Origin of the sequence: Natronobacterium texcoconense, assembly GCF_900104065.1 — an archaeon.
GTDB lineage: Archaea > Halobacteriota > Halobacteria > Halobacteriales > Natrialbaceae > Natronobacterium > Natronobacterium texcoconense.
This window is the reverse complement of the sequence record NZ_FNLC01000002.1, coordinates 930,061-947,541: the sequence shown is the minus strand read 5'-3', so window position 1 is coordinate 947,541 and position 17,481 is coordinate 930,061. Positions and strand designations below refer to the sequence as shown.

The following is a 17,481-nucleotide window of genomic DNA, read 5'->3' as shown; positions in this document are numbered from 1 at the left end:
CACGATGCTGCTCTCTGCCATCCCGAGCGATCCCGGAACCCTCCTGCTGGCGCTGTTTGCCCTGTTCGGACTGCCGCTGATCATCTTCAGCCTCGTGCTGTTCTACGCGGGTTACGTCCGATACGACGCCGACCAGTCACTCGAGGCGCTCGAGACGGACCCCGTGGAGACGGAGAACGCGCCGGAACGGGGTACGCAGTCCGCGGAGGCTCTCGAGACCGACGCGACAGTAGACGACACCGCTCCGGATTCGGACACCGAGTCCTGAAATCGTTCGACGCCACGAGCCCTGATTTTCCTCGCTGTCAGTACTCGACGGCTGTTACCAACCCGTTCGACACAGTTGCTCGATCATCCGATTCGATCGTCTAGAGTAGCCTTTCGAATCGCTACCGATCGGTTGTGACCATCGATACCAGACGACATTCTTTGGAGTGATGCGGCGAGTGGCCGTGGTATTCCGACGACCGTCCGAACCGACCGGCCACACCACGCGGATTGAGAGTCGTTCACTCGGCGTCGGGCTCTCCCTCGATTTTCGACGGTCGTGCCTCCGGATCGTCGCTGTAGCCGTTTATCCGACTGAAGACGGTCAGTCCGGCCTTGAACACCGCGAGCAGGACGGGGCCGAGGAACAGCCCCATAATGCCCAGCAGGTAGATGCCGCCGATGACGCCGACGAGCACGACCGCCGGATGCAACCCGGAGCCACGATCGACGAAGAACGCCCGCAGGTAGTTGTCGACCAGCGAGAGGACGACGATGCCGTACAGGAACATCGCGACCGCATGCAGGGGATCCGCAGCAAACGCGAGATAGACGACCGCCGGCCCCCAGACCAGCCAGACGCCGATCGCCGGCAGGAACGAGACGACGATCATGATGACCGTCCAAAACGCGACGTTCGGGACGCCAAGCAGATAGAAGCCGAGTCCGCCGAGCAATCCTTCGACGAGCGCGACGAGGACGTGACTCTGAATCACCGCCCAGGTGACGTTCTCGATCTCGCCGAAGAGTTCGTCGCGAACCTCCGTGGTAAGCGGAGCGACGGCACTCACCCAGCCGATGAACGCGTCCCCGTCGACCAACAAATAGTAGAGCACGAACACGAGAACGAGCAGCCCGAAACTCATCTGGATGCTCGCGTTCAACAACCCGACAATTTCCATCAGCACGACTTCGACAGCGCCGCCGATCGATCCCTCGATCTCAGAGAGCAGTTCCGCCTGGATCGAGTCGAGGACCTCCTCTTCGATTCCGGCCTCGAGTGCGGTTTCCCGGAGCGTCTCGATCGCGGCCAGTTCGTCGAACTCCTCGATGAACTCGAAGATCGTCTGCAGGATGACGATCGAGAAGTAGAGGATGGGAACGACGGCGACAACGATGGCGAACGCCGTCAACGCGAGCGCCGAAATCCGTTCGTTGACTCGTGTCTTGAGGCGCTGATGGACCGGATACAGCATGAACGCGAGGAGGCCGGCTGCCAGCAAGTACTGTAACAGCGGCATAACGAGAAGCGCACCGATCGTTCCCAGGGCGACGAGCAAGAAAGCGAAGAATGCGGTTCGGACGTCCATGACTCGAACTGTTCCGTTCGGGACGTAAGTGTTGACATTTTCCCGGCGGAACACTATCGGTTCGGCAGACGACGAGAGAAGGAGCCGATAGCCCGCTAGTGACCGTCAGGATAGAACGAGCCGGTATCCCTTAGTCGGCACCGTCAGTTTCGACGGACTCGAGTCGCTCGAAGGTCTCCTCGGTGAGGTCGCCCGTCGTGTCGATGATCTCCGCCCAGGCGTCGTTGTCCGGTGCCGTCCCGAGCAGTCGGGCGATCTTCATGATCGAGACGTGGTAGACGCGCTGTCGACCCGGTTCCTCCTCCCAGATGATCATGTTACACGGGAAGAGACCGCCGATGCGCATCGTCTCGTCGAGCGCCTGATCCGCGATGTTGGGGTTGCAGGCACCCAGCACGTAGTACGGGTCCCGATCCGCGTCGACTTTCTCGTTGAGCAGTTCCGACGGCGAGAACTCGACGGGAATGCCGAACCCGACTTCTTCGCAGACCTCACGGACGTGTTCGATCGCTTCCTCGTGGTCCATCTCGAGGACGGCCTGTTTCTCGCCGTACTCGTCGGGGTCGATCGTTGCGGGGTCGATCGGGAGACTCATGAGTGGCGTTTCACCGTCACTGCCCTTATACTGTTGGCAGGTCCTCCGATCGATTCCGTTCAAATCGCCGAAAACGGTCGAAAATCGCTGTAAGTCGCCGAGACAAAGGATCTGATTGAATACCGTGACTCTTCTCGAACCTGACGTGATGTCACGCATCGCAATACTCACGTTGACGGTCGCCGTCGCCGTCCTAGTCGGAACGACTGGGGTCGCGATGGCAGATCAGGGGAACGGACCGCCGAGTGACCTGCCGGACCCGGTTCCGGAGTTCGTGACGGACGTACTCGAGGCGATCGGTGACGGCGTCTCCAGTGTGGCGTCGTCGCTCGGACAGGCCGTCAGTAATCTCACCCCTGCCAGCGCCGTCGCAGTAGGGGATGGTGTCGACGTGACGAATCGCTATAGTAACAACTGAAACTGTTTGCACACCGATCGCACCGCTGTCGTGCGATCGGGTGCGCACTGACTTTCAGTGGCCACTATAGTAATCCTGTGAACTGATTGATGTACCGTCCGAAATTCGTATTCTTTAACCGACGGAGGTCACTGGCACTCGTATGAATTTCCGGATCGTCTGTCTGGTCGTACTCGTCGTCGGGGCGACCGTGGTGGGAACTGGTCCGATCGCGACCGGGACGGATGACGGGGTCGAGACCGGATCGCTGTCCGCACAGCTAGACGAGGTCGATGCGGACGACGTTCGACTGGACGTCGCGCTCCAGTCCGACGGCTCCGCGGAGTGGACCGTCGAGTTCTGGGTCCAACTCGACGACGAGGAGAGCACTGCAGCCTTCGAGTCGCTCGAGGCCGAGATCGAGGAGGACCCTGACGCCTTCCTCGAGGAGTTCGCCACGCGCATGGACGGAACCGTCCAGGCCGCAAGCGACGCCACGGACCGCGAGATGGCTGCCGACGAGTTCCAGGTGTCGACCCAGCGCCAGTCGTTCGGACCCGAGTACGGCGTCGTCAGGTACTCGTTCCACTGGGACGGGTTCGCCGACGTCGAGGGCGACGAGCTACGAGCCGGTGACGCGATCGAGGGACTCTACCTCGACGACGGCACGCAGTTGCTGGTTAGCTGGCCGGACGAGTACGAACTGACGTCGGCTGCGCCCGAACCGGACGATCAGCGCGACCGGACGGTCATCTGGCACGGCAGCGAGACCGACTTCGTCACCGGCGAACCCCGGGTCGTCGTCTCGAGTGGCGGGGTCGGTATCGGGACGACAGCGGGCGTCCTCGTCGCAATCGCGTCGATCGGTCTCGGTACAGCGTGGTGGTATCGATCGCGTTCGTCGGGCAGGGCTGACTCGAGCGACGAGTCGGCCGAGGTGCCATCGTCACCGCCCGAAGAGGACGAACGGCGAGACGAGCGACCGAACCCACGGGACGATCTGCTGAGCAACGAAGAACAGGTCCTGCTGTTGCTCGAGGAGTACGACGGCCGGATGAAACAGCAAACGGTCGTCGAAGAACTCGAGTGGACCGACGCCAAGACGAGCAAGGTCGTTAGCGGCCTGCGCGAGGAGGACAAACTCGAGTCGTTCCGGCTCGGCCGCGAGAACGTGCTCTCGTTGCCGGACGACGAGTAACTCGAGGCGTGAACCGCAAGTCCGGTTCTCCCTTTCGTTCTGTGGCTTCGCTTACCGAGTGGATCCGATCGATCGCCGAGCTGTCCCGTCGAGATCCGGTGACCGAGAGTGTCTACGTCGCTCTCTCCAATATCGAACGGTCGCTATACTCGGCCCAAGGGGTAATATTCTCCCTGATCTTCCAAAATATGAAATACTTTTCGTGTGTTTATTAGATGTGGTGGTTACCAATAGATCGTCAGTGTTTCGCACTGGCTGATCGAAATGACCGGGAAATCGCGACGACGATTCGTAACAGAGGTCAGTATCGCAAGCATCGCGGCGATCGGAGTTGCCAGCACAACCGGAGCTGCAACCCGCTCACGAGGTCGAGAAGGCCGCGACCGGCGACGGACGCGCGGTCGGCTCGACAAACTCGGACAGGTCCTGCCACCGGAAGACGACCCCGGCCACGTGACGTACACGTTCGGACACGTCGACGAGGCCGGCACCTGGGGTGCAGTGAGCAGCTTCCCTGGCGAAAGCCTGGCCGCGAGCAGCCTGTACAACCTCGAGAATCTCGAGAACCCCGAGCTGGTCCACGAACTCGACGCTCCGAACGAACTGACGCGATCGAACGACGTCAAGTTCGATCCCCACCGGGAGGGGATCTACGTCCGGGCGCTGGAGGCCAACGACGAGGGATCGTTCTTCGATCCCGAACCGGATCCGGACGGCAAGTTCGGTATCGAAGTCGTCGACTTCGGCTGGGAGGAGGGAACCCCCGAGGAGCCGGAGGTGATCGCGTATCTCGAGACGCCGAACATGGGCGTCCACAAACTCACGGAACACCCGGATGAGCCGATCCTCTACGTGATCGACAAGGTCGCCAACGAGCCGGGAATCATCTCGGTCGACTTCAGCGAGCCCGACGACCCCGAAATCGTCGAGCAGTTCGGCCCGCCGGGATACTGCCACGACGTCGAGGTCGAGGCCGGTCGGGAGGCGCTCCACGCGGCCTACATCATCGGCGAAACGGTCGGCTACGTCACGTTCGACCTGAGCGACGATCCCTACGACCCCCGACAGCTCGGGCTCTTCGACTACGAAGAACAGCCGGATTACACCGAACTCGGCGAGCCGGGGTTCGAACTGGCCCACCAGATCCACCCCGAGCCCGAACGGGAACTCGCGATCATGGGCGACGAGAAGTTCGGCGGCATTCCTGGCGGCAAACACGTCTTCGACACTGGCTGGGGCGAGGGCAGCCTCGGGGATCCCGTTCCGATCGGCTTCACGCACTCGCCCGACGCCCGCGATCAGGACGAGGAACCCGGAGCCTGGACAGGGCACTTCCACGACGTGGTCTACGACCGCGGCGAGGTGTTACTGATCGACGGCGGCTACACCCAGGGTGCGTGGGTCGCAAACATCACCGATCCGACCGATCCGACGCCGACGGAACGGTACGCCACTGACGACGGAATCGACGCCGTGCCGTACGCCTGGGGAGCCCATTACAACGAGGAACGCGATTTCGCTTTCGTTACGGATTCCGATACTGGCGCGTACACGTTCGACGTATCGGCAAAACCCGCCCGCGGAAGGGACGGCGGCGGCCCCGGTCACTACTACGATATCGACGAGATCCTCGGCGGCAACGAGGCGAGCAGCCGCGCTCGCTCGAGCGACGGTGGCCGTTTCGTTCCGCCCCGGTAGCGGCGGATCGGTAATCCGGTACCGAGGCCGCGAATCGGTTTCGACGATTCCGCGGTCGCAGTTCGTCTCGGCTCCAGACTAGAACCCCGATTTCGTCTCCGCGCCGATCTCCCTCAATTGCACGAAATCGCACGATGGAGCGGCGACGAAAATCGCGTTAACGATCGTTGAACCGGAGCTACCGTCTCGAGTATATATGCTCCCGGGATTCTCAGAGGAGAGTGTAATGAAGCGAGCAACGATCGTCGCACTGGTCGGCGCACTCGTCGTCGCGCTGGCGGTAGCCCCGCTCGGCGCGGCCAGCGTCGGCACGGACGCACAGCCACAGACTGATGCAGACGATTCGGACGAGACGACGCCAGGTGAACGGCTTTCCGGCGTCGTCGCAGTCCAGAACGCGGAGATCGACGGTGAAGTGACCGAGCGAACGTACGGCGTCAAACTCGCCAACGCCCAGTCAGACGAGGCCAAGGCGGACGTCGTGAACGAACAGATCGACGACGTTGAGCAGCGACTCGACGACGTCGAGCAGCGACTCGACGACCTCGAGGACGCCCGCGAGTCGGGCGAGATCACCGAAGGGCAGTACCGCGCCGAGGTAGCGACGGTTGCTGCGGAACGGGCGACGGTCGAACGACTGGCCGAGGACGCGAACGCGACTGCGAGCGAGTTGCCTCCCGAACACGCGGTCGACGTCGACGCGCTCGCGGAACTCCGCGAACGCGCGAACGAACTGACCGGACCCGAAGTCGCCGAGATCGCACAGTCGATCGCCGGCGACCGCGTCGGTCAGACGCCCGCAGCGGACCGCGAGCCGGGCGCACCGATCGACGTGCCCGGACAGGAGCGTGGCGACAACCCTGCAGACGAGACGCCTGCTGACGACGAACCCGGCAACGAGACTAGCGAAGACGACGACCAAACCGAGAGTTCGGAAACCGAGGTCTCTGACGAACAGGATAGCGATACTGGTGACTCCGGTAACCGATGAGATTGCTGGGAACGTTTGCCGCCGTCGCCGTTGCATCCCTGCTTCTGATAAGCGGGGTCACGACGCCGGTCGCCGCCTCGAGCGACGACGTTTCAGCCGACGACCCGTCCCTCGTCGTCGACCTCGAGGAAGACGGCGACGCGACGGTGAGCCTGGTCTCGGTCTACGACCCGAATGACGACGACGAACGGGACGCCTTCGAGTCGATTCGTACCGACGAGACGACCCAGGAGGAACTGCTCGAGCGGTTTGCCAACCGCCTCGATAGCGTCGCGACGCAGGTCGCAGCCGACGACGCGGTCGACCGCGAGATGTCGGTTACCGCCGACTCGGTCGACGTTCGAATCGACGACGACCGAGGTATCGTCACGCTGTCGGTGACCTGGTCCGGGCTCGCGGCGACCGGCGACGGCCAACTCGTCGTCGACGAACCGTTTGCCAGCGGCTTCGAGACAGATCGAGCGCTTATTTTGACCGTTCCAGCGGGCGCGACGCTCGAGTCAACGACGCCGGAACCGACGACAGAGAACGGAGCGCAGGCGACCTGGAGCGACGGGGCCGCCCTCGAGGGCTTCGAGGCCGTCGTCCAGGCCGACGACGGTAGCGAGCCAGCAACCGAGAGTGCGGCGGACACGGTACCCGGGTTCGGAGCCGTCGTCGCCGCGGTCGGTATCGTCGCGGCCGTCGCTGCACTGGTTCGACGAGATCGGTAGCTCGGTCGATTGCTGCCGTGATCTAGAGCGGAATCGGTAGCCAGGCTATCGCCTCGAGCGCCGGCGTCGGATCGAACAGCGGATCGTGGAGGACGAGCCAGTCGAGCAAGACGAGTCCGGCCCCGTGTGCGATCACCGACGGCAGGATGGAGTTCGACTTGTAGTCGACCGCGCCAAAGAGAACGTCGGTCGGCCCGGACAGCAGGAACTCGATCGGCGGTTTCGAGGAGTGATGGATCATGTAGACGATGGGGCTGATGAGGACGGCCTTGAATCCGATCTCTCTGACGCCGACACAGAGCAGGCCGCGGTAGTACGTTTCCGCGGCCAGCGCCAGCACGAACAGTTTGATGGCGTGCGGGATGAACTCGCCGGGCGCGGCCGAGGTCTCCCACATCGGGTAGAACGCCCTGATCGTCGGCAGCGTCGAGCCCACGAGGTAGAACGGTAACACGAAAAGCGAGAGCAACACGGCGTTGCGGACGGCGACCCGGTTTATCGTCCAACCGATGTGGTTGCCGTGGGTCAACCCCAGCGTCAACGGGCCGCCGATCAGCAAGATCGCGTCGACGACGACTCGACCCGTGAGGTCGCCACTGGGGACGTACCGCATCCACAGCAGTGTGAGGGCAGCACCCGTGAGCAGTGACTTCTGGAACCAGGAGAGCCGGTCGAACTGATCACGGAGCCAGTCACTGGTGCTTCGAGATCGATGCTGGCTCTGTCGCTCCTCGCCTGCCACAGGTAGTTAGTCGTCCGCGGTCGGAACCGGTCCAGTGCCGATAACGTCGCGAACCTCGCCCTCGAACTCCTGACGGCGCTGGAAGTAGGTCTCGTCGACTTCCTCGAGAACGTTCGATAGCTCGCGTGGGCCGTCGGGTGTCCGAACGACGCTGTCACCCTCGAGACGGTCGATCTCGCTTTTCTCTTTGGGCCAGGTTAGCCGGGAGCTAACCCGGGCGAGCGGTGCGCCCTCGACGGGTGTTTTCTCGCCGAGCGTCACGGCAGGTTCTTCGTCCTCGTCGTCGCTCATGACCGGGGGTTCGCGAGCGCGTCGATTCAAGGTTTCGCTTCCGCTGGCTCGAAGCCTCTCCCCCATCGGATCCTGGACCGGATCCGTCGCTCTCGCTTCCTGGCGGTTTCGCTTCGAACATCTCCGTGCGCCGAAACGTGTCTGACGTACCGTTTTGTGCAGGGAGGTCAAACGACACGGGTATGACAAGCCTGACGGAGGTCTACGAGGGGAACGAACGGCAGGTGACGAGCCTCCGGCGGCTGTACGCGGGAACGGCACTGGTCATGCTCGGGGCAGTCCTGTCGGTCGTCGCCGTGCTCGTGGCGACGACCGATCTCTTCGCCGATCTCGTCGTCGGCCTCGCGGACTGGGGGATGGCCGACAACTTCGCCGTCGTTCGGGTCGCCGGCGTCCTCGCGGGGGTTGGGGTTCCAGCCGCGCTCGTCGGCGTCTTCATCGTCTTGCCCGCCAGTCACCGCGTCCGCGCTGCCGCCGCGATTAGCTCGAGTCTCTGTCTGCTGGGGGTCAGCCTCTTCTGGTACGCCTATCCCGAAAACTGGCGTTACGGCAGCGATCAGCTCACCCTCGAGGTCTCGGCCATCTACCTCCTGGGACTCTTTACCGCCGTCTGGTGTCTGTTCACCGCTATCGTCAACTTCAAGACGCGAAACGATCCAGGCGGCATGCTCGAGATGAACGTCACCCGCCACAACACGATCCTCGCGGTCGACGACGATGACGAGGAGGACGAGCCCGCGGGTGCAGGTGGGGTCGGCCTCTTCGGGATTTCGCCCGACGGCGACGTCGAGACGCAGACGAACGTGGACGAATCGTTCGGGGGTCGGCCCGCCAGCCCGACGCCCGGAAGCGCCGGTGGCCCCGCGACGAGCGATGGCGGCTCGACGACCGCCGACATCACGTCGCCGCTCGACGCAGAAGCCGGCAACGCCGAGGTCCAGTCCGGATCCTCACGCGGTCAGTCGAGTCGGGACCTCGAGTCGGCCGACCACTACTGCGGGAACTGCCAGCACTTCGAGTACGCCCGCTCGTCGTCCGGCATCGTCCCCTACTGTACGCTCGAGAGCGAGGCGATGGACGATATGGACGCCTGCCAGGAGTGGGAACCGAACCGCGAGTGACGAACTGTCGTGCCCGTTACGAACAGTCGACCGATTCTGCGAGTTCGACGGCGACCCTCCCGTCGTCCGCAACGATCTCGTAGTACGTTCCGTCACACTGCCAGCTGTAGCCCGTTCCGAGCCCGGTCTCGGCCAGCGTCCCGTCGTGTTCGCCGACCTCTTCCTCGAGAACGTCCGCTCGGTCGAACGATGACTCGGAGAGACGGACCGCGATCGTGTCACCTTCGTCACCGTCACGGTAGAGGAGCGTGACGCTCACGTCACTCCCGAACTCGGTTCCGCTCACGTAAGCCGGATCGAACCGGTCGGGGACCGGCGGCTCTCGAACGGTGAACGGAGCGGCAGCGTCGGCTTCCGCGACCGTCGAGACGTCGAGTGGCTCGGTCGGCCCGTCGGTCTCGGTGTCGGCCGGTGGCTCGAACTCGAACCGGTTGTCGTCGATCGCTTCGTCGAACCTGACGTCCTCGTAGGTGACTGTCCAGACGCTTCGGTCCCACTGCAGGGGGTGTTCGTCGGACTCGTCGTAGTCGGCCTCGAGTCGCTCTTTGATCGGGAACCGGTGTTCGGCGTCGATCCACCAGGTCGTCGTCCGGGTTGCGTTTCGTGTCGCTGGCTCTCCGGCACCGAACGTGAACTCCGTGTCGCCGACGAGGAGGCTGATTCCGGTCGCCGTCTCGCCCGCGGCGGGTTCGATCTCGAGGACGTACGTTTCGCGGCCGTCGACGGTGTCAGTGCCGACGTACTCGGCCTCGAGGTCGGTCTCGTAGACGTCCGGCCAGTAGTAGATCGCTTCGCCGCGCCAGTTATCGTCGACTATCAGTCGTTGTGCCGACGCATCGTAGCTGTACAGCGTCGACCCGTCGACGGCCCAGACGTCGCCGGCTCCTTCGCCCGGTCTGGTGGACGAGACGACGTCGACGCGTGACCGGTCGGGTGGGTGCTTCCAGACGTCACCCGTCATCTCGCCGGTTCGTGGCTCGTCACCCTCGGAATCGTATATCTCGTATTCGGAGATCCTGGCCGCCTGGACGGTCTCGACGTCGCCGTGATTCTCGAGTACGTCCGCGACGAGGGCGTCGGCGTCGGGTCCCTGGTCGACGGGCAGGACGTCCACCTCGAGGGCAGTGAACGCGACCGCACCGCTGATCGAGAGAAGGACGGCGACCGCAGCGACGGCGAGAAGTCGGAGGCTCCTGGAGGCCATAACGTATCATATATCTAATTTTTCTCGAATAAGGATTTGGCGATTCGCTACAGTCGGCCAATCAGACGCCGACGGACTGGCGGACCATCTCGAAGCCCTGTCGAGGCAGATCGTAGATGATTATTGCGGCGACCACGAGTTCCAGTGCCGTCACGAACACCGTCATCAGGTCGGCACGACTGCTACTGACGGGAACGCCGATGGGGAGGCCGTACTCTTTCTTGAAGACGGGGTAAAACAGCGCGATGCCGCGTTTGCTCCCCGCGACGTCGAGGACGTAGTGAGTCAACACGCCGATCCAGACGTACTCGAGGTTGTCGAACAGTTCGGGAAAGAGGAAGAATCCGATCAGTAGCGGCAGGTTGTGCAGCGTCTTGCGGTGTTTGCCGAAGGCGGTGTCGATGTCGGGGACCATCGCTCCGAGCGTGATGGGAACCCCGATCGTGACGATCATTTCGAACGTCTCCAGGTTGCCCGCGGGTTCGAGTAAGTATCCGAGTCCGATACTGAGCAACACGGCGTTGAGAACGTGTCCTCGTTTGTTCATTACGGGCTACTCGAGAGTCGAGTGCCGAATAACTTTCTGCTCGGCCGACAGTCACTGATCGTTACTGTTGGCTCGCTATCTCCTTCTGGAGGTCCTCGAGCGCTCGATCGACGGTCTTCGCGCGGACGTCGGCGCGGTCGCCGTCGAACACGTACCGGGAGACGGTGGCGTACGAGGTTTCGCTGCCCCACGGCCCCGCGTAGGCGACGCCGATGTAGACCGTTCCGACGGGATTGTCCTCGGTGCCACCGGTGGGGCCGGCGATGCCGGTCGTGGCGACGCCCCAGGTGACGTCCGCGACGTCCCGAACTCCACGGGCCATCTCGCGGGCGACGGGTTCGGAGACGGCTCCGTGTTCGTCGAGTGCCTCGCGGCTGACGCCCAGTTCGCGGCGCTTCGCGCCGTAGGCGTACGTCGTCAGCCCCGCCTCGAAGTAGTCGCTCGCGCCCGGTACTGCGGTGATCGCCGCACCGATCAGCCCGCCCGTACAGGATTCGGCGACTGCGAGCGTCTCTTCGCGCTCCCGGAGCACGTCGGCGACCTCCATCGGGAGTTCGCGGTCGACGTCGTCGTTCATGCTCGCATAGAGGGGGCGAGGGGTTGTCAAAGCGCCGTCCGACGACCGGCCAGAACGAAAAGACGACGTACGCCCCCGCCGGACGTACCCGTATGGAGTACGAGACGCCGCTTTTCTTTCGGGTGATGGAGTACGCTTCGCAGGCCGAGGGCGACGTCATCGACATGGTCAGCGGGAACCCCGACTGGGAGCCTCCGAAGGCGCTTCGGGACGGCCTCCACGAGTACGCCGACCTCGAGCCAGACGCGTTCCAGTACCCGCCGAGCCCGGGGTTGCACGAACTCCGGGAGGAGATCGCCGCGCGACGGGGCGTCGACCGCGAACAGGTCGTCGTCACCAACGGCGCGGGCGAGGCGAACTACCTCGCGATGGCCCGCGCACTCGAGCGTGACCGGGGTGACGAGATCGTTCTGACCGACCCCGTCTACCCCTACTATCCGGGGAAGACGACGATGCTCGGCGGGACTCAGTCGTTCGTCGCGGCGGCCGAGAACGGCCAGCTCGACCCGGCCGCCGTTCGCGAGGCGGCAAGCGAGGAGACGGCTGCGATCGTCGCCAACTCGCCGAACAACCCGACCGGCGCGGTCTACCCCGAAGAGACGGTCCGGGAACTCGTCGCGATCGCCGAGGAGTACGACGCCGTCCTGGTCAGCGACGAGGTGTACGACCACTTCGACCTCTCCGGGACGTTCTCGAGTGCGCTCGAGGTCGATTCGGATCACCGGATCGTCACCAACGCCTTCTCGAAGTCGCTGGCGATCACGGGCTTCCGGGTCGGCTACGCCATCTTCCCGCCGGAACTGGTCGCGAACGCGAAGAGCCGACACATGCTGGTCAACGTTGCCGGCAGCCGACCGTCGCAGTACGCCGTTTTGCAGGCGCTTCGCGAGACCGATCCCGACTACTACGAGCGCAACCGCGACCGCCTGCGCGAGCGCGTCGACGCCTTCACCGACGCCCTGGACGCGGCGGGCGCAGAGTACACGACGCCCGAGGGCGCGTTCTACGTGATGGCCCGTTTCGAGGGGTATCCCGGGACGCTCGAGAACGTCTTCGAACTGATCGACGAGGCCGGCGTCGCGGGGATGCCCGGTAACGCGTTCGGCGACTCCCGGTCCGACTGGCTCCGGTTCGCGCTCGTGACGCCACGGGTCGAGGAGGCCGCGGATCGGCTGGCGGCGTACTTCGACTGATCGCTCGAGACCGACGAATACTCGTGTGGGCGCGGGGAACGAGAGGGTATGAGTGGAATCGACGTCGAGCCGGTCGACGAGGAAGCCGAGAACGCGGACAACGACACGACCATCGAGGTGACGCCGACGGAGTCCGTCGAAGAGGCAGACGAACGCCGGACCGTCGACGTCGAGCCGTCGGACGAACCGATCGAGGGTCCGGACTACGTCCTCTACGGCGGAAAAGGTGGCGTCGGGAAGACGACGATGGCGGCCGCGACCGCGCTCGACAGCGCCCGGTCGGGCGTCCGGACGCTCGTCGTCTCGACGGACCCGGCACACTCGCTGTCGGATACGTTCGAGACCGACGTTCCCTCCGACCCGGGACGACTCCGTGAGGACATCCCCCTCTACGGGGCCGAGATCGACCCCGAAGCCGCCATGGAGCGCGGGCAGGCGGCGTTCCTCGGCGACGGCGGTCCGGGTGGCGGTGCAGGACCGCTCGGCGGTCTCGGCGACATGTTCGGCGACGACTCCCCGATGGACGCGCTCTTTGGCGGCTCCATGCCCGGCGCGGACGAGGCCGCCGCGATGCAACTCCTGCTCGAGTACTTAGACGACGACCGGTTCGACCGCGTCGTCGTCGACACGGCCCCGACGGGCCACACCCTGCGGCTGCTCGAGTTGCCGGAGATCATGGACACGATGGTCGGGCGTATCCTCCAGTTCCGCCAGCGAATCGGCGGGATGTTCGAGAACATGAAGGGAATGTTCGGCGGCCAGGAACCACCCGAGGAACCCGAAGACCTCGAGGATCTGCAGGTGCTTCGCGAGCGCATCGAGCGACTCCGTGCCGCGCTGCAGGATCCGGCGCGGACGGACTTCCGGATCGTGCTGGTGCCCGAGGAGATGAGCGTCTTCGAGTCCAAACGACTGCGCGAGCAACTCGAGGAGTTCTCGATTCCGGTCGGGACGGTCGTCGTCAACCGCGTGATGGAGCCGCTGTCGGACGTCACCGACGACGTCGAGGGTGACGCGGAGTTCCTCCAGCCCAACCTCGACGATTGTGCGTTCTGCCAGCAGCGGTGGGACGTTCAGCAGAGCGCCCTTTCGGAGGCACAGGAACTGTTCCGCGGAACAGACGTCAAACGCGTCCCGCTGTTCGCCGACGAAGTCCGTGGCCAACGGATGCTCGCGGTCGTCGCGGCCTGCCTGCGGTAGTCAGAAGCGGATCGGCGTCTCGAGCGTTGGGTCTGCCTCGAGAATCGTCGAAATCTGGGGCTGCCACCGCTCGAACGTCGACGTCGGCGTTACCAGCCGGCGATCGGAATCGTACTCGAGGAGCGCCGCAGCTTCGAGTTTCGGAACGTGTTTGTGGATCAGTGCGATCCGGATCGTCCTCTCCTGTTCGCTCGACGCGTGCTGGTCGTGTTCGAGGATTACCTGCTCGAGGTCGGTCAGCGTTGCTGGCTCCGTACGCCCCACGAACGCTCCGAGAATGATACGGCGACGGACGTTTCGACACAGATTCAGAAGTGTATCGAATCTGTTCGGAGTATCACACATACCCCCAACAGCAAACAGCTAGCTCACTTAATTTTACCGTTAGTTATACAATCTGTTTTAGTGAGTCGTATCGGTCGTCGTCTCCGTCCCCGAAAGTGTCAGATTGAGGATTTTGTCGATGCCGCGCCAGAGACGGGACGCGACCGCCTGCTGTGAGATTCCGAGTTCGTCGCCGAGTTCTTCCATCGTGACCGCTCGCGGCGAGTCGAAGTACCCACGGTCGTACGCGAGCACCAGCGCTTCGTGCTGTGGTTCGGTCAGTGCGGCCTCGACCCCCGATTCGATCGGTGTGAGCGGCTGCAAGTTCGCCAGCGTGATCGGAATCTCTCGCTTTCGACACTGTTCCTGGAAGGAGACGATGTCGCTTCGGTCGTCCCCACGGACGTCGAACGTCCACTGCGTTTCGGTCCCGACCGCTTCGATCAGCGGGACGTCCGTCTCGGTTAGTGCAGCCAGAATTCCGTCGTACTCCTGTTCCCACTCGACTCGCATCAGGTACTCGTCTTCGACGGAGTCGACGAGCCGAATTTGCTTTACCTCCGGCCGGTCGGAAAACGTCGCTTCGATGTCGTCCGTCTCGGCACCTCGTACCCAGAAGTATGGAATTACGGTATCTCGAGAAGGAATAATACGTTCTAGCTCGACTGTCGCTTCCGGTAACTGCTCGAAGATGCTTCCGAGCGGAAATCCATCCGACGGAAGCGTAAACGTCGCCTCGGTAGCCATCGACCGATTCGTTTCGCCGTCGCCGTAATACTACTCACGGTTTTTATCGCAGCGTCGAAAATGAAAACATCTTACATGTTGTATCGAGTTGTCACTCGTTCACGTTCGTCCCCTATTCGACATTCGAGAGAAAAGTAATTCTGGCTGTCACTAATTGTCCGTCCACTCGCCACCGACCCGATCGACCCCCATCATGTGTTCGCCCGGGTGTTCGGTGAATACGACCTTCGCGTTCTCCTCGGGGAGGTCGAACTGCTCGCAGACGAACGTCAGCGTCTCGAGTGCGAACGCCCGTTTTCGCTCGAACGGTCGGCCCTGCCTGATCTCCGCGTCGAGAAACAGGAGCGGGCCGTCGACGGCCCGCCCGAGGTGGAGGTCGGCCGGGTCGCGTTCGCGAATCGTCACGGCGACGTGGCCAGCGGTGGTCGCCATCTCGTCCGTGTAGAGATCGGTGACGCGTGCTGCAAGCGTCTCCTTGTCGTCGGCCGACAGCGACAGCGTGGTGTCGAACTGGAGCAGTGGCATACCACGGATAGCGTGCCCGGTCGCTTCGGTGTTCCGGCGGGGCGTTGCCGTCCTTCGAAAGAACTTTAGTTACGCTGACTGACCAATAGACAGTGAGTGTCGAGTCGATGGTCCCAGCCCGGTTAGCGGCGTCTCGGCTTCCGAATCCGCTCGAGGCCGCCGTCTCCGGGCAGCTCTTCGCCGCTGCTTGCCGCTTCGCCCGCGACCTCCATCGAACCGAGTCCGGTCGATCGAGTAACCGATGAGTCCGGACGAACCGCCGTCCGATACCGACCCGGACTCGTCGGTCGACGAGGGGGCGAGTAGCGACGCCGATACCGAACCCACCAGTGACGGCGGAGCGGATCGCGATCTCGCTCCGTCGAAAGGATCGATCACCGAGGGAAGCCTCGTCTGGCCGCTCTTTCATCTGGCCTGGCCGATCGTCGTCATCCAGCTGTTGCAGGTCACGTACAACGTCGTCGACACGCTGTATCTCGGTCGGCTCTCCGCGGAGGCCGTCGGCGCGATCAGCCTCGCCTTCCCGCTTATCTTCCTGCTGATCGCCGTCGCCGGCGGGTTTACTACTGCAGGTGCGATTCTCGTCGCCCAGTATACGGGTGCCGAAGGAAGCCGCTCTGCGGGGGTGGTGACCGGGCAGACCGTTTCGTTCATCAGCATCCTCTCGGTCGTCATCGGGATCGGTGGCTACTTCTACACCCGGCCGGCGCTCGAGATCCTCCCGAGCGACGCCGACACAGCTGCGACCGTCGTCCCGCTTGCGGCCGACTACATGGAGGTCATCTTCCTCGGCCTGCCCCTGATGTTCGGTTTCTTCGTCTTCTCCGCGCTCATGCGCGGCTACGGCGACACGCGAACGCCGATGCTCGTGATGGTCGTCTCCGTCGTCGTCAACGTCGTCCTCGACCCGTTTCTCATCTTCGGGTTCCAGGACAACCCGCTGTTCGCGTGGCTCGGACTGACGAGTCTCGAGGCCACGCTGTTCGCGACGGTCGGCTTTACCGGCTGGGGAATCGAGGGTGCAGCGATCGCGACGGTCGTCGCCCGCGGCGTCGGCACCGGGATCGGTCTCTGGCTGCTGTTCGCGACCGAACTGGGGCCGGAGGTTCGCCTCGAGCATCTTCGACCCGACTTCGAGATCATCGGGGACATCGTCCGCCTCGGAACGCCGAGCATGGTCGAACAGAGTACGAGCGCGCTGGCGATGATCACGCTGACGGCGATGGTCGTCACCTTCTCGCCGCCGGTCGTCTCCGCGTACGGCCTGGGTAACCGGCTGATCTCGCTGGTGTTCCTGCCGGCGATGGGGCTCGGGCGGGCCATCGACACGATGGTCGGACAGAACCTCGGTGCCGACAGAGCGGATCGGGCGGAACGGTCGGCCTGGCTTGCCGCCTCGACGGGAGCGGGCGTCATGTTGCTCGTCGCCGTGATCGCGGTGACGTTCACCGAACCGATCGTAAGCGCATTCCTCGGCGACGTCCCCGATGCGCCGGCGACGATCGCCTATGGTGTCGAGTACGTGCGGATTCGATCGGTCGAGTTCGCCTTCATCGGCGTCTCGCAGGTGATGCTCGGCGCGTTCCGCGGTGCGGGTAACACGACCACCGCCATGATCATCTCGATTCTCACGCTGTGGGTCGGCCGCGTCGGGACGGTCTTTGCCCTCGTGTTCGTCTTCGGCTGGGGCGAAACCGGCGTCTGGGTCGGGATGGCCGTCGGCAACGTCCTCGGTGCGATCGTCGGCGCGGCCTGGTTCGCACGCGGCACCTGGAAAGAGAAGTACATCGACGAGGACGACGTCGACGGCCCGGTCTCGGAGAGTACCGCGGACTGAGCGA

The 17,481-nt window shown here is 63.7% G+C and carries 20 protein-coding genes; 10 read left to right on the top strand and 10 right to left on the bottom strand.

Going from position 1 to position 17,481, the window contains the following annotated elements; translation table 11 throughout:
* Positions 1-4 precede the first annotated feature (4 nt).
* Positions 5-268, top strand: coding sequence for a hypothetical protein (locus BLR35_RS12015; RefSeq protein WP_090382107.1), 264 nt, complete (start codon positions 5-7; stop codon positions 266-268).
* A 241-nt stretch (positions 269-509) separates the two neighbouring features.
* Here the strand turns inward: BLR35_RS12015 and BLR35_RS12010 are convergent, their stop codons facing one another.
* Together BLR35_RS12010 and BLR35_RS12005 are read right to left on the bottom strand one after the other, a co-directional pair.
* Entirely contained in the window at positions 510-1,577 is a 1,068-nt protein-coding gene (locus BLR35_RS12010; RefSeq protein WP_090382104.1) for an AI-2E family transporter, read from the bottom strand.
* Positions 1,578-1,707: 130 nt separating this feature from the next.
* Positions 1,708-2,172 carry a DUF302 domain-containing protein gene (locus BLR35_RS12005; protein WP_090382102.1) on the bottom strand — a complete coding sequence of 155 codons (465 nt, stop codon included), beginning with the start codon at positions 2,170-2,172 and terminating at the stop codon, positions 1,708-1,710.
* A gap of 148 nt (positions 2,173-2,320) precedes the next feature.
* Between BLR35_RS12005 and BLR35_RS12000 the strand changes: the two genes are divergently transcribed.
* The 5 genes from BLR35_RS12000 to BLR35_RS11980 all read left to right on the top strand — a co-directional run bounded on the left by BLR35_RS12000 (position 2,321) and on the right by BLR35_RS11980 (position 7,169).
* The gene (locus tag BLR35_RS12000; RefSeq protein WP_090382099.1) at positions 2,321-2,590 is read left to right on the top strand and encodes a hypothetical protein; all 270 of its coding nucleotides are present in this window, start codon (positions 2,321-2,323) and stop codon (positions 2,588-2,590) included.
* Between the two features lie 142 nt (positions 2,591-2,732).
* Positions 2,733-3,767: a DUF7345 domain-containing protein gene (locus BLR35_RS11995; RefSeq protein WP_090382096.1), complete on the top strand. Its 1,035-nt coding sequence runs from the start codon at positions 2,733-2,735 to the stop codon at positions 3,765-3,767.
* A gap of 264 nt (positions 3,768-4,031) precedes the next feature.
* Positions 4,032-5,465 carry an LVIVD repeat-containing protein gene (locus BLR35_RS11990; protein ID WP_090382093.1) on the top strand — a complete coding sequence of 478 codons (1,434 nt, stop codon included), beginning with the start codon at positions 4,032-4,034 and terminating at the stop codon, positions 5,463-5,465.
* A gap of 226 nt (positions 5,466-5,691) precedes the next feature.
* Positions 5,692-6,456, top strand: a complete 765-nt coding sequence (locus tag BLR35_RS11985; RefSeq protein WP_090382971.1) for a hypothetical protein — start codon at positions 5,692-5,694, stop codon at positions 6,454-6,456.
* Positions 6,453-7,169 (top strand): DUF7345 domain-containing protein, encoded by a 717-nt coding sequence (locus BLR35_RS11980; RefSeq protein WP_090382089.1) that lies wholly within the window; start codon positions 6,453-6,455, stop codon positions 7,167-7,169. Before BLR35_RS11985 ends, BLR35_RS11980 begins: the two co-directional genes overlap by 4 nt.
* A 22-nt stretch (positions 7,170-7,191) precedes the next feature.
* On the opposite strand, the gene BLR35_RS11975 is transcribed toward BLR35_RS11980, so the two are convergent.
* A complete protein-coding gene (locus BLR35_RS11975) occupies positions 7,192-7,911 on the bottom strand; it encodes a CPBP family glutamic-type intramembrane protease (RefSeq protein ID WP_090382086.1) in 720 nt (239 codons plus the stop codon).
* A gap of 6 nt (positions 7,912-7,917) precedes the next feature.
* Positions 7,918-8,202, bottom strand: a complete 285-nt coding sequence (locus BLR35_RS11970; protein ID WP_090382084.1) for a DUF5789 family protein — start codon at positions 8,200-8,202, stop codon at positions 7,918-7,920.
* Positions 8,203-8,384: 182 nt separating this feature from the next.
* Here BLR35_RS11970 and BLR35_RS11965 point away from each other — a divergent pair, with 182 nt between their 5' ends.
* Positions 8,385-9,323 carry a cell division protein CdpA domain-containing protein gene (locus BLR35_RS11965; RefSeq protein WP_090382082.1) on the top strand — a complete coding sequence of 313 codons (939 nt, stop codon included), beginning with the start codon at positions 8,385-8,387 and terminating at the stop codon, positions 9,321-9,323.
* A 16-nt stretch (positions 9,324-9,339) separates the two neighbouring features.
* Here the strand turns inward: BLR35_RS11965 and BLR35_RS11960 are convergent, their stop codons facing one another.
* The 3 genes from BLR35_RS11960 to BLR35_RS11950 all read right to left on the bottom strand — a co-directional run bounded on the left by BLR35_RS11960 (position 9,340) and on the right by BLR35_RS11950 (position 11,651).
* The gene (locus BLR35_RS11960) at positions 9,340-10,527 is read right to left on the bottom strand and encodes a LolA family protein (RefSeq protein ID WP_090382079.1); all 1,188 of its coding nucleotides are present in this window, start codon (positions 10,525-10,527) and stop codon (positions 9,340-9,342) included.
* Between the two features lie 61 nt (positions 10,528-10,588).
* The gene (locus BLR35_RS11955) at positions 10,589-11,074 is read right to left on the bottom strand and encodes a metal-dependent hydrolase (protein ID WP_090382078.1); all 486 of its coding nucleotides are present in this window, start codon (positions 11,072-11,074) and stop codon (positions 10,589-10,591) included.
* A gap of 61 nt (positions 11,075-11,135) precedes the next feature.
* Positions 11,136-11,651: a CinA family protein gene (locus tag BLR35_RS11950; protein ID WP_090382075.1), complete on the bottom strand. Its 516-nt coding sequence runs from the start codon at positions 11,649-11,651 to the stop codon at positions 11,136-11,138.
* 92 nt (positions 11,652-11,743) lie between these two features.
* Here BLR35_RS11950 and BLR35_RS11945 point away from each other — a divergent pair, with 92 nt between their 5' ends.
* On the top strand, positions 11,744-12,844 hold the full coding sequence (locus tag BLR35_RS11945) for a pyridoxal phosphate-dependent aminotransferase (RefSeq protein ID WP_090382072.1): 1,101 nt from the start codon (positions 11,744-11,746) through the stop codon (positions 12,842-12,844).
* A gap of 48 nt (positions 12,845-12,892) precedes the next feature.
* Positions 12,893-14,044, top strand: a complete 1,152-nt coding sequence (locus BLR35_RS11940) for an ArsA family ATPase (protein WP_090382069.1) — start codon at positions 12,893-12,895, stop codon at positions 14,042-14,044.
* On the opposite strand, the gene BLR35_RS11935 is transcribed toward BLR35_RS11940, so the two are convergent.
* The 3 genes from BLR35_RS11935 to BLR35_RS11925 form a co-directional block, all read right to left on the bottom strand.
* Positions 14,045-14,389: a DUF7344 domain-containing protein gene (locus tag BLR35_RS11935; RefSeq protein WP_090382066.1), complete on the bottom strand. Its 345-nt coding sequence runs from the start codon at positions 14,387-14,389 to the stop codon at positions 14,045-14,047.
* A 57-nt stretch (positions 14,390-14,446) separates the two neighbouring features.
* The gene (locus BLR35_RS11930; protein WP_090382063.1) at positions 14,447-15,115 is read right to left on the bottom strand and encodes a helix-turn-helix domain-containing protein; all 669 of its coding nucleotides are present in this window, start codon (positions 15,113-15,115) and stop codon (positions 14,447-14,449) included.
* Between the two features lie 150 nt (positions 15,116-15,265).
* Positions 15,266-15,640: a tautomerase gene (locus tag BLR35_RS11925; RefSeq protein ID WP_090382061.1), complete on the bottom strand. Its 375-nt coding sequence runs from the start codon at positions 15,638-15,640 to the stop codon at positions 15,266-15,268.
* Between the two features lie 241 nt (positions 15,641-15,881).
* Here BLR35_RS11925 and BLR35_RS11920 point away from each other — a divergent pair, with 241 nt between their 5' ends.
* Positions 15,882-17,477 carry an MATE family efflux transporter gene (locus tag BLR35_RS11920; RefSeq protein WP_090382058.1) on the top strand — a complete coding sequence of 532 codons (1,596 nt, stop codon included), beginning with the start codon at positions 15,882-15,884 and terminating at the stop codon, positions 17,475-17,477.
* The last annotated feature ends 4 nt before the right edge of the window (positions 17,478-17,481 follow it).